We start from the raw sequence: 12,302 nt of genomic DNA, 5'->3' as shown, positions 1-12,302 counted from the left end.
TTATCAAAACTATCAGAAACTCTTAGAGTTTCTGTGCTTTAGCACGATAAGTTAACGGTAGAACTAGACCCTTGACTTCCTGGGCAGGTCGTTCTAGCGTTTGGCTAAAGGTGAGAGACCACCCTTGGTCTGGCAAGTTTCGATAGATCCACCCAGCATGAGGACAAACAACAGAGGGTCGGTGGGTCGAGTTGACAGGTTTTAGCTGAGGCTGGGGTTCTGTCTGGGGCTGGGCGATCGCCGCTTTGGTCTTTAGAACTTTTTGAGTTAGTTCTAGATCGATCATCAAGAAGCCTGCCGTTCGCCACTGTTGAGCAAACCCAAACAAGATTACCCCTCTCTCACCATTCCAGGTAGCTAATGAGGTATCTAAGTCCATATCGAAAGTGGGAGCATCAAAGAGACAGGTGTTTTCTTGGGGAAGCGATCGGTAAGCTTGTCGCATTTTGCTAGCCGCATCCAAAGCTGCCAAGCGTAAATAGGGTTGGCGGAGTGAATACCAAAATCTTGATACCCCCGATAGGGATTCTGGCTGAGTTTGTAAATCAGTTTTACGAATCACATCAGCCACGAGCCAGCTTTCCCAGTTCAGTGCGGTCTGAAAAGATTGACGATAGTCGTGTTCCATCAGGCGCTGCTGCCAGACGGGGGGTAAGCGATCCATTTTGCGGAGGGTGCCTGCTTGTGTTTTGGTCACAATCAGGGCCACAGTTTGGCTCATCAGCTCTGGGCGATCGCGCAAAGCTTGATTCAGTTTCCAGCTTGCTTCCAGACTGGCGATCGCAGCTTCGGTTTGCCCCAGTCGATGCTTCTCTAAGACATCCGCAATCAGCAGGCGTTGAAGTTTGACGAAGCCAGCAAAGGTAGGCCGCACTTGCGTGACATCAGGATAGGGGGTAGCTGACTCCCACTGGGGCATTTCACCTTGTAACCCTTGCTGACGGATAGCCTCTAGCTGGGTTGCATGCACCTTTAGATAGTTCTGCAAGCGCTGAGGGATTGGCTCAATCGCATCAGTATTATCTTCTAGTTGCCGTTCTAAAAATGCTTGTAGTTCTTGATGAATCGACTCAGCCTGCTTAGTTTCTGCTTGAGACAGAAGGGGGCGATCGCTTTTGACGCCCAGCAAGTTAATTCCCAAACCCGCACTTAAGGCTTCTAGCTGTAAGGCTGACTGGTTAGCACCCGCATGGTCAAACTGAGCGTTCAGTGCTTGCCATTGTTGCTGAGACTGGTTTTCTTGCTGGTGAGCGACCCAATTACCGCCCAAGATCCACAGCACAGGCAAGCTAACAAAGCCGATACAGCCCCCGCAAACCCACAAAATCAACTTTTTCTTCTGCATCCAAGCTGGAAGAGGAACTAGGGAAAAATTAAAGTGCACTGTTTACACTGTAAGCATTTCAGCTTTTGAATCGGGTGATACTGGCTCAAAATGCAGAACCATCATTTGTTCTGGGCGCAACCCTAAAGACTCGTAGGTACGCCCGTTGCGATCGCTAAATTCAACTTCGAATGCAATACCATCTGCTAGTGTTTCAACAACTGTTCCAACCTGCCCACGCCACAAATTGTACTGGGGAAGGTCAACGGTCAGGGCAACCACATCTAGCAACTTGACTGTATTATTCATCGTGCTCATTACCTCCATTAATTACAGAGGATAGCAGGTCGTTAACTTTGGCACCTCTGAACCATTTTCAATGATCCAGCCACTTCGTAGAGTTGCACTTCTAGCTTGCCGTTCGATTATGAAATCGAGAGTGTAGCGTTGTCCAAACTCATCCTGTCTTCCTAATTGAGCCTCATGAGTTTTGATGGCTTCAAGCAAAATTTGACGTAATTCTTCAGCATTGTCAGCCGTCATGTCAAGAATCGAGGAAAATAGCCGAGCTTTGTGCTTTCCATCATTGTGTCTTGGATTAAGGCAGTAATTACGCAGTTTACGAATATCAACAACTGCATTTTCTGATTAGGAGTCAGCTGATAAATGGCTCTTCAAGAATTAGCTTCATACTTTGAAGGATAATCTCTTGTTCAAGTTTTGTTAAAAGCGATCGCCCCAAGCAAGGTATCATTCTCATCATTCTCACTTCTCAATTGATTATGGTGGATCTTCACGTTTCTTGGACTGAGTACCATCAAAAAATTGAAGCGCTTGCCGCCAAGATTTATCAGTCCAATTGGCAGTTCAATCAAATTATTTGTTTGGCTAAAGGGGGGGTGCGTGTCGGTGATATTTTGTCACGCATCTATAACCAACCTTTAGCAATTTTGGCTACTTCCTCTTATGGCGGGTTGAACAATCAAGTCAGAGGTTCGATTACTTTTTCCCGTGATCTCACCATGACTACACCTAACTTAGGCAGTCATATTTTGCTGGTTGATGACCTAGTAGATTCGGGGATTACACTACAGCGCACCTTAACTTGGCTCGATCGCAAATATGGATTTTACGTAGAAGAAGTCCGAACGGCTGCGATTTGGTATAAAGCTTGTTCTGTCATTACCCCGGACTATTACGTAGATTACTTACCCGACAATCCTTGGATTCATCAACCCTTTGAGAAGTATGAGCAAATGAACCCAGCGGATTTAGCAGCACCTCAGGCGATCGCGCCGCCCACCAATGCTCAATCTCAGTCAATCTAGGTTGAAAATGTAGGTTCCGTAAATTTTAGGAATTAGGATTTCGGACTGTGAAGTAGACCCAAAGCAGCTTGATAGACTGAGATCACAAGGCCGAACAAATGCCGAACAGAAGCGATCGCTCGGAGAGGCAACCAATGCCAGATCACGCAAGTCATATAAAGCGGTTGGGTGGATACTTGATGGAAGCTGGCTTGCTAACCCCTGGGCAAATTGATGTGGCCTTAAATGACCAAAAGCTAACGGGAATGCGCTTTGGTGACATTCTGGTAACACGCGGTTGGGTTAAGCAGCAAACCATTGAGTATTTGATGCAAAAAGTGATTGTGCCTGAGCGCCAAGCTGTTCAAAAGCGCAAACCTGAGCAGCAGGTTCCTAGAGGGCGGCAGTCTCAATCGGAAATACCAAAAGATTCGCTGCGGCGAGAAGTACCGATTACTAAGCCTCTGCCCACCGTGAATAGCACGGGTGAGGATGTCAGTTGGGCAGGCTAAGTGCAGCGCCTGAACTGGAGCGCCAACAGCCTAGCTGAAAAACCATAACCAAAGTGGCAAGGTAAACAAAAGACCTGTGGAACCCACCGCCAGAGCAGTTACGGCTAAATCTCGATCTAAATCGTAAGCCTCGGCAATTACGAGCGTGGCAAACGCGGGTGGCATGGCCATTTGCAGCACAATCACCAGTTGAGCAGACCCTTTGATGCCAATCAGCCACAATCCAAAGCCGAGCAGCAAGGGCACTAGCAGCATCTTGATGCCAACACTAATGGAAGCGAGCCGAAGACTGCGCCAAGAAGACACCTGGCTCAATCGCATTCCAATCAAAATTAAAGACAAAGCTACATTACTCCAAGCAGCTAAATAAAGACTTTGCTCTGCTGCTAGGGGCAAGGGGACAGTTCGTAGCATTAGTCCCAGCCCTAAACTCCAAAGCGCTGGGTTTTTGATCAGAGCCTGAGCTAACCACCCAGAAGACTGGCTCCCGATGCCATAGTGCGCCCCCATCAGCACACCCAGCCCGTAAGCGCCTAAGGTGGTTCCGAGTAAATCGTAGAACAGTGCCCAAGCAAAATATTTTGACCCAACCAAAGTCAGTATGACTGGGTAGCCTAAATATCCAGTATTCCCTACCATTGCCGCTAATAAAAAGCTGCCTTGGGTAGGTTGGCTGACACTAGAAGCCCTGTCTGCTAATCCTGAAGCCCAATTGAGATGTGGAGGGTGTGGTGGGTGGTATTGTTGCCACCACAACCAAGCCAGCCCTACCCCTAAAAGCATTGCAACCCAGGCGGCAACGGGAGCAATCCAAATAGGGCCACTCAAGCTAGCCTGCCGCAAAAATGCCACGATACTAATCGGGACGCCAATCCAAAAGAGAAATTTGCCTAAAATAGCAGCGATCGCAGGGGAAAGGCGTTGGCCTAGAATTAGCCCCAGCAGTACCCAGCCAATCAAGGGCACATAAAGTTTTAAGAGGCTAATTCCTAAACTAGGCATGGTGGGATCAAAGGAAGACGAGTACGGTCGATCGATCGGCTCCGGTCTACAATTTTTAATATTGCGATCGTAATATTGCGATCGCTTGAGTTGTTATGCTGCGACCTCAAGGCAGGAGTTGAAATTTGAATAATCCAGATCTGCCTGGAAAACCACCGCAAGTTCCTGCTTCACTGGGCGACATCCCTGAAGCAGTGCGGGAAACCCCAGAGATTCAACCTCAACCTAAACTGCCTCGACAATGGCTTTTGGGAGTAGTGGGGCTAAGCGCGATCGCTCTCCTCAGCGGCGTTTGGTTATTCTCCCAAGCCCAGAAAAGTCCTGCACCCACCTCAGAAATTTCTAATGGTACAGTGGCTCCACCCCAGGCAGAGCCAACCGTAGGACCGAATGGCGAGACCTTGCTGGGACACTTACCTTATCCAGAAGCGCCCGTTGCAGAGCTAGAGCCGCTGTCGATGGATGGCAATATCAGGCTGAGGAGAGCCGCAGCGGCAGCGTTTGAGTCGATGGTAGCAGCCGCTGCGGCTGATGGCGTGACACTTGTCCCAATTTCAGGGTTTCGCTCATTGGCAGATCAGCAGCATGTCTTTTTTGATGTCAAAGCAGAGCGGGGCCAAGATGCACCCAAGCGGGCAGAGGTTAGCGCTCCACCCGGATACAGTGAGCACCACACGGGCTATGCCATTGACATAGGCGATGCCAATGCACCAGATACCAACTTGAGTACTAGCTTTGAATCAACCACAGCTTTTCAGTGGCTCAAAAATAATGCGGCCCGCTATAACTTTGAAATTTCTTTTGCCAAAGGCAATTCTCAGGGAGTGAGCTATGAACCTTGGCATTGGCGGTTTGTGGGCGATCGCACCAGCTTAGAAACCTTCTATAAAGCTAGAAATCCAGTGCCTGCTGCCCCCAGTAGCACCGATAGCTCCCAGTAGTTTTTCCGTTGTCCTTCGCTTGGTGATTCGGTCAGCCCCATGAGTCAAATCACGTTTAACTTAGTTGCTATTTCTATTTTTACGGTGACGATGACCAGCCTCTTAGGACCGCTGATTCATCTCTCACCGCTGGTTCCGGCGCTTGCCGTAGTCGTCTTGATGGGTTTGGTCACGGTCGATCGCTTGGCTTGGCAAGGCACAGGAGGCATCCTAGTCGTCGATTGGTTTGCCAGACGCTCACCTGCCCATCGCGATCGCGTCATTCATCACGAAGCAGGGCATTTTTTGGTAGCTTATCTGCTGAATATTCCGATCACAGGCTATGCCCTAAGTGCTTGGGAGGCTTTCCGCCAAGGCCAAGCAGGTCAAGGCGGAGTCACCTTTGACTGTGAGGAACTGGAAGCAGAGTTACAGCAAGGCAACCTTTCGGCCCAACTACTAGAGCACTACTGTACGGTTTGGATGGCAGGCGGCGTGGCAGAAACGCGGGTCTACGGCGATGCGGAAGGTGGCGCAGATGACCTGAAAAAGTTTCGCACCATCTGGGCACAACTGCGTCGTCCTAACCGGGAAGGGCAGGAAAAGGAACGTGGGGCGGTCCTCAAAGCCCACAATCTGCTGCAAGAGCACCAAGGAGCCTATACAGCTTTGGTAGAGGCGCTGAGAGAACAAAGGAATGTGGCGGAATGCTACCAAGTCATTGAGCAGCATTACCAAAATTTGGAACCTACCGCTATTGATCCTTAAAGATGAAGCGATCGCCCCCTAACAGCTACATTTAGCCACTGTGTACGCAGAAGCTGCCTCCCCTTCCCACCCCTGTGGGGAAGCAAGCTAAGTGGGGAAGGGGCTGGGGGTTAGGTTTTATTTCGTGTTGCCCAAACTAGATTGCAGTTGATTGCGAGCTTCAGCCAGAGCTTCGGGGAGCTTGCTAGCATCTCGTCCCCCTGCTTGGGCTAAGTTGGGTCGGCCACCGCCACCACCGCCACAGAGCTTAGCGATCGCGCCAATAAACTTACCTGCTTGCAAGCCAGATTTAACCACAGCAGGACTGAAAGCAGCCACCAAACTCACTTTGTCGGGTTCAGGCACCGAGGCGAGCACGACAGCACCTTCCCCTAATTTCTGGCCTAAGCGCTCTGCCACAGTCTTGAGCGACTCCGGATCTACCCCTTCTAGTTGCGCTACCAAGAGCTTGAAGTCACCCACTGATTCAGCTTGGCCCAATAGTTGATCAGATTTGGCTAGAGCTAGTTCAGCTTTTGCAGTTTCCAATTGCTTTTGGGTGTTTTTCAGCTCGTTTTGCAAATTGGCGATCCGGTCAGTGAGTTCTTCTGGCTTGGCTTTGAAGCGATCGCTCAGATCCCGCACCACGCGATCGCGGACGTTCAGGTAGTCCAGAACTGAGGGACCAGCCACCGCTTCAATCCGCCGTACCCCAGAGGCCACCCCTGTTTCAGAAATAATTTTGAACACGCCGATTTCTGCGGTGTTGCTGACATGGGTGCCGCCACACAACTCCATTGACACACCAGGGAAATCGAGTACCCGAACTTGATCGCCATACTTCTCACCAAACATCGCGATCGCGCCTTTGGCTTTTGCCTCCGCGATAGGCAGCACTTCAATTTGCGCCGTATGCGCTTCAGCCACCCACAGGTTGACTTGCTCCTCTACCTGTTGCACTTCCTCTGGAGTCAGAGGGCGGGGGCAGTTGAAGTCAAACCGCAGGCGATCGAAGGCCACGAGAGAACCCGCTTGAGAAATCGAGTCATCAACCAATCTCCTCAGCGCGGCTTGTAACAGGTGAGTGGCGGAGTGGTTGGCTTGGGCGCGTCGCCGACAAGCTTGGTCAATTTGCGCCGTGACAGTAGCCCCCACTTGCAGCGTACCCCGCTCAATTCGCCCAAAGTGGACAAAGAAATCGGATTCTTTTTTCACGTCATGGATACGCACCAGCACTGCATCGCCAGACAAATAGCCGCGATCGCCCACCTGACCACCAGACTCAGCGTAGAAGGGCGTTTTGTCTAAGATGATCTGAACTTCAGTGCCCGCTTCAGCCGCTTCAGCCGATTTGCCATTCACCAGTAACACTTCAACTTGAACTGTGGCCGAGCGTTCCACATACCCAAGAAACTCAGTGGCATGAACATGCTCCGCCAATGTATCTAGAGAGCCTTGGACAGTCAGGTCGATAGTTTCGTGAGCGTCACGAGAGCGATCGCGCTGCTTCTCCATTTCGGCTTCAAAGCCTTCAAGATCAACCGTGAGGTTTTTCTCCTCAGCAATCTCTTGAGTCAGTTCAACGGGGAAACCGTAGGTGTCGTAGAGCTTAAAGGCATCAGGCCCAGAAACCTGAACCGTTTCGCGCTCCAAAATTTCTGCCAGCAGCTTTTCACCGCGATCGAGGGTTTTGAGGAATTGGGCTTCTTCGCGCTGCAACTCGGTTTTGATGCTGTTTTCCTTCAGCCGCACGTTGGGATAAGCCGAATCAGCCAGGGCGATCGCAGCGTCTGCAACTCGTGTGGTGAATTCACCTTCGATGCCAATCAATCGGCCATGTCGTACGACCCGACGAATCAAGCGCCGCAACACATAACCGCGACCGATATTAGAAGCCGCAATGCCATCGGCAATCATGTGCACCACTGACCGGACGTGATCTCCAATCACCTTCAGCGAAACTTTGGTAGACTCATCCGCTTGGCTGTAATCAATCCCCGCAATGTCTGCGGCAGTTTGAATGATGGGGAAAATTAAATCCGTTTCGTAGTTATTCGGAACTTTCTGAAGGATCTGGGCCATCCGTTCCAAGCCCAACCCTGTATCAATATTTTTGTTTTGCAGCGGCGTCAGGTTACCTTCGGCATCCCGGTTGTACTGCATGAACACCAGGTTGTAGAACTCGATAAACCGAGTATCGTCTTCGAGGTCAATGTGGTCGTCGCCTTTTTCGGGGTGGAAGTCGTAGTAAATCTCGGAGCAAGGCCCGCAAGGTCCGGTGGGGCCAGATACCCAGAAATTATCCTTCTCGCCCATGCGCTGAATTCGGTGCGCCGGAATGCCAATTTTGTCCCGCCACAGGGCAAATGCTTCGTCGTCTTCTTCAAAAACACTTACCACTAAGCGCTCTGGTGGTAGCCCAAATACCTCAGTCGCCAGTTCCCAGGCCCAAGCGATCGCTTGTTCTTTGAAATAATCTCCAAAGCTAAAGTTGCCCAACATCTCAAAAAAAGTGTGGTGTCGGGCGGTACGACCCACGTTCTCAATATCATTCGTGCGGATACACTTTTGAGATGTCGTAGCTCTAGGAAACTCGGGCGATCGCTGTCCCAAAAAAATCGGCTTAAAGGGCAACATACCCGCGATCGTCAGCAGCACCGTTGGATCTTCGGGAACCAAGGAGGCACTCGGTAATATCTGATGGCCTCTGGCTGCATAAAAATCAAGAAACTTTTGCCGAATTTGAGCGCCGCTGAGGGGGGTAACCATGGAACCTTTTTAAAGCGAATTCAGACTGAACAATGACCTCTCATCTATGATGCCGCATGATTCGACCAACTCTGGGCTTTAGCCACATGAAGTTCTGAAGAGAAATAGTGTGGGTCTGGTCGAAGCTCAATCCTACCCGCGCATTCCCTTTCCTTGGGGAATATACGGGTTGCCTTTCAGCAAAAAGCCTCGACCTAGCTGAGGGAATCAGTAATTCAACTGCTGGTTGCGGATCATTCTTAGTGTTAGGTGTAAATAGTTGCAGCATGAGCACACTCAGTAACACCTAGAGGCGGGCCTCACCCCGAATGCGGATTTGCCAGATCTAGGCGTTAACAGCAGTAGCAGATTTTGGAATTTGCGAAGGTTACGGCCTTGATTTCTTCACCAGGCTTCTAAAACGCCAATGACTGCTTCGATCCTGATAGTTGGGGAAAATTATTTTCTAGACGCACTTCTAGATCGGCTCCACGATCTGGCAGACTGCACTGTTGAAACAGCACCTACTCCGGGCGAGGCAATTCCACTGATTCAGGCCCAGCAGCCCGATTTGCTCGTCTTACAGGCTAGTGCCGCTAGCCTCTATTTATGTCAACAGATTAAAGAACAAGCTCGGCTAGCTTGGATTTACTGCCTCCTGATCGCAGAGCCTGATGCAACTGCGAGCCATGCGATGACAGAGATGTCTGTTAGTAGGGGCATGGAACGACAAGTAGAGGCTCTAGAGCAGGGAGCAGATGCTTATTTGGCAATGAACCTCAACTGCCAAACCAGTGAATTGCTGCTGGCTGAATCTATGACGCTGCAAAACCACCTGTTACAGGCTCAGATTCAGGCTGGATTACGGATGGTGCGAAATCATCGTGAGCTGATGCGAGCCAATGACTTGTTATCAGCGATCGCCCTTTCCGATCCCCTAACTGAACTCAATAATCGTCGAGCTTTAGAGTGGGAATTACCGCGTCAGATCCAAAACGCCCGTGCTCGTTCTCTACCTTTGAGCTTGGTGATGTTGGATGTGGATTATTTCAAAGCGGTCAATGATACCTACGGCCATCTAGTAGGCGATCGCATGTTGAAGCTGCTCTCGGCTCGTCTGCGCCACAACCTCCGCTTTTATGACACACCGTTTCGTTATGGTGGCGAAGAATTTGTGATTATTTTGAGCAACACTGATGGTCAAGAAGCGCCGATCGTCGGGCAACGCATTTGCCGTCTCGTAAGTGATCAAGCTTTTAGCATTGACGCCACCTTAGAAATTCAAGCCACGATCAGTGCTGGTGTTGCTTCTTTAGAGCCAGATGATGATCCAAAAGGCATTAGCTTGTTGCGACGAGCCGACCAGAACTTATTGCAAGCTAAATCTGAAGGTAGAAATCGAGCAGTGAGCGGGCCTCAGCCTTGCGCTCGATCTTTACAGATTCAGCCCCCTCCGCTTAGCTAGGGCTCATGTTTATTGCTTAAGCAAGCAACATTGCGCTACAAGCATCGGCAAGGTGTTAAAAATTTCTATAGATGCGCGCCAAAACTCCGGAGATAAACCAAAAGAGAACCTGAATCTGATAATCTCAAGGGATTTCGGTTGGGGCACCTACTGCCTTGTTTGTACTCACCCACTGCACTGCTGCAATAAAATGGCGACAAAAGCTCGATCACGAAGCAATTAGTCCATTGCAACCCTTAACTTACATTTCTAAAAACGACTTGGGCATACTGATTGGGAGTACTGACAAAGAAGCTGAATCAGTTCTAAGGACGGCGATCGCTCAATGGCTAAGAGGTTAGAGGTTAAACGCTCATGGGGCAATTGAATAACACTCCATCAGAACCGCTCCGCGATCCATTGGCAAGCGTGGAAGCAGGAGAGCCACAGACAGAGCAGACGCTCAAAGCCGTGTCGCAGGAACTCAAGCGCCTGCATCAAGACTTGATTGTGCAATTTGCTCAAGATATTGCCCGCCTTCAAGCCGAAAAATCTCACTTAATTGAAGACATTGATCAACTGCGCGGCCAGCATCAGCAATTGCAGGCTGAAAGTCATGAAGCCTTAGAACAACGTCAACTAGCTCAACAGCAGGCTTGGGCGAAGCAACTGGCTCAGGCGATCGCAGATCATCTGCAAATCTTCTTGATGCAGCGCCTGAATCAATCGGGCATCAGTACTCGGCAGAATTCGGGGCAGACGATCGCAGATGCCAACCGTTCATCCAATTCTGATGGTGCTCCCAATAGTGCTAATGCCAATAGTGCTAACGCCAATAGTGTTAACAATGCTGAGATTTACCAAATTCTGGCGTCTTTAGAAACAACCTTTAGTACTACCTTCAGAACTTTGCAGCAGGAGCTAAACAGCTACCAAAGCTCGTTGTCACAACAGCTCAATCGTATGCACAGTCTGGAGCAACAGGGAGAAACAATTTTAGCCGCACTCGTCCAGCGTTTGCGCCAACAACTTCACTCAGAAGAAAGTAACCCTGCTCAACTGCTATCAGGCGATCGCTTTACTCCCTCTATAGAGCCCACTACAGAAGCGCGATCGCTACCTCAAAGCACGACCCAGCCAGTCAATCGGCCACTGGAACCCAGAGGCTCTAGTGCAGAACCCTCCTTACCTTCGCCCCTACCCAGCGCTCAAGGAGCCCAAGAGCCACCGACTGTTCCTCCCCAAACTAAGACCCAAGCCAAGCGACCCTCGCAAGTGCAGGTGGGTTTGATCTTGGTGCTGCTGTCATCCGTGGCGCTGTCATTCCACAACGTGGTGGTTAAAGTTCTGTTTAAGGCCCATATGGTCCTTGGCATTGGTCAGTTGGGGGGAGTTATTACGCCTGGTTTGGGCAACTCGTTGCTCATCCTGTGGATGCGGATGTTGATTGTCGTGCCTTTGTTGGCTTTGCTGGCACCCGTGCTTTATCCACCCATGTGGCAAGAGATTAAACGGTTTTTGCTGGCCCCAGATCGCCGTCCTTTACGCAATGTTGTAGGGAGTGGTGCGTTTCTGTTTCTGTCGCAAGTTTTGATCTACACCGCCCTAGCCCAGATCGCTGCTGGAACCGCCATTACCATTTTCTTTATATATCCCACCATTACCGTGTTCTTGGCCTGGAAGATCTTTGGCGATCGCCCCACCGTATTTCGACTAGTCGTCATGGCCGTGATTTGCTCAGGCGGCATTTTAGCCTTGCCTCAAGTCACGGGGCCTGCAACGGGTAATCTCTGGCTAGGGAGCGTAGCTGCTGCTGTTTCAGGATTTGCCTTTGCTGGCTATGTGATTTTGACTGGCCTGTGTACTCGGAAGCTGCATCCAGTGCCAGTCAGCCTCATTCAATTTGTTACGATTTTTGTGCTCTCCAGCTTGGTTTTGATGTTCCCCGCCCAAGCGTTGACGGTTAAAATCCAGCCAGATATGTGGCCTGGTTTCATGCTGGGTTGTTTGGTCTTAGGAACTGCGACTTTGCTCGGCTATCTCTTTACCAATATTGGAATTCGTTTAATTGGTGCGGCTCCCGCCTCCATTATTAGTGCCACAGGACCCGCATTCACCGCTATTCTCGCTTGGTTGATTATTCAAGACCAACTGCAAAGTCGCCAGTGGTTTGGGGTTTTGTTGGTGACGTTGGGAGTAGCGGGTTTGAACTTTGAACGGATGCGAGGACAGATGAAACCCAAGGCGAGTTAGCTAGGAGCTAGGATGCTTAGGATAGTGCGTTATTGATCCCAGGAT

The 12,302-nt window shown here is 50.1% G+C and carries 10 protein-coding genes and 1 pseudogene; 6 read left to right on the top strand and 5 right to left on the bottom strand.

The features are described from left to right. Window positions 1-22: 22 nt before the first annotated feature. From KME12_03130 to KME12_03120, 3 genes are read right to left on the bottom strand one after another with little or no spacing between them, the layout of a single operon-like run. Complete coding sequence (locus KME12_03130) at window positions 23-1,345, bottom strand: hypothetical protein (protein ID MBW4486765.1); 1,323 nt, start codon at window positions 1,343-1,345, stop codon at window positions 23-25. 42 nt (window positions 1,346-1,387) lie between these two features. After that, entirely contained in the window at window positions 1,388-1,642 is a 255-nt protein-coding gene (locus KME12_03125) for a DUF4926 domain-containing protein (GenBank protein ID MBW4486764.1), read from the bottom strand. 12 nt (window positions 1,643-1,654) lie between these two features. Further along, a complete protein-coding gene (locus tag KME12_03120) occupies window positions 1,655-1,951 on the bottom strand; it encodes a hypothetical protein (GenBank protein MBW4486763.1) in 297 nt (98 codons plus the stop codon). A 155-nt stretch (window positions 1,952-2,106) separates the two neighbouring features. On the opposite strand from KME12_03120, the gene KME12_03115 reads away from it, so the two are divergent. Then, the gene (locus tag KME12_03115) at window positions 2,107-2,652 is read left to right on the top strand and encodes a phosphoribosyltransferase (protein MBW4486762.1); all 546 of its coding nucleotides are present in this window, start codon (window positions 2,107-2,109) and stop codon (window positions 2,650-2,652) included. A gap of 134 nt (window positions 2,653-2,786) precedes the next feature. After that, window positions 2,787-2,990: pseudogene (locus KME12_03110) on the top strand (hypothetical protein). A gap of 183 nt (window positions 2,991-3,173) precedes the next feature. Here KME12_03110 and KME12_03105 read toward each other — a convergent pair. Further along, window positions 3,174-4,145, bottom strand: coding sequence for an AEC family transporter (locus KME12_03105; GenBank protein MBW4486761.1), 972 nt, complete (start codon window positions 4,143-4,145; stop codon window positions 3,174-3,176). A 458-nt stretch (window positions 4,146-4,603) separates the two neighbouring features. Between KME12_03105 and KME12_03100 the strand changes: the two genes are divergently transcribed. Then, a complete protein-coding gene (locus tag KME12_03100; GenBank protein MBW4486760.1) occupies window positions 4,604-5,086 on the top strand; it encodes a D-alanyl-D-alanine carboxypeptidase family protein in 483 nt (160 codons plus the stop codon). Window positions 5,087-5,125: 39 nt separating this feature from the next. After that, window positions 5,126-5,833 carry an ATP-dependent Zn protease gene (locus KME12_03095; protein ID MBW4486759.1) on the top strand — a complete coding sequence of 236 codons (708 nt, stop codon included), beginning with the start codon at window positions 5,126-5,128 and terminating at the stop codon, window positions 5,831-5,833. Between the two features lie 117 nt (window positions 5,834-5,950). Here KME12_03095 and alaS read toward each other — a convergent pair whose 3' ends face one another. Beyond that, complete coding sequence (gene alaS / locus KME12_03090) at window positions 5,951-8,581, bottom strand: alanine--tRNA ligase (GenBank protein MBW4486758.1); 2,631 nt, start codon at window positions 8,579-8,581, stop codon at window positions 5,951-5,953. Between the two features lie 406 nt (window positions 8,582-8,987). Between alaS and KME12_03085 the strand changes: the two genes are divergently transcribed. Beyond that, window positions 8,988-10,025 (top strand): diguanylate cyclase, encoded by a 1,038-nt coding sequence (locus KME12_03085; GenBank protein ID MBW4486757.1) that lies wholly within the window; start codon window positions 8,988-8,990, stop codon window positions 10,023-10,025. A 354-nt stretch (window positions 10,026-10,379) separates the two neighbouring features. Then, window positions 10,380-12,257 carry an EamA family transporter gene (locus KME12_03080; protein ID MBW4486756.1) on the top strand — a complete coding sequence of 626 codons (1,878 nt, stop codon included), beginning with the start codon at window positions 10,380-10,382 and terminating at the stop codon, window positions 12,255-12,257. Window positions 12,258-12,302: the final 45 nt, after the last annotated feature.

The sequence above is a fragment of the Trichocoleus desertorum ATA4-8-CV12 genome, from assembly GCA_019358975.1.
Classification (GTDB): domain Bacteria; phylum Cyanobacteriota; class Cyanobacteriia; order FACHB-46; family FACHB-46; genus Trichocoleus; species Trichocoleus desertorum_A.
This window is presented reverse-complemented; position numbering and strand designations above follow the sequence as displayed.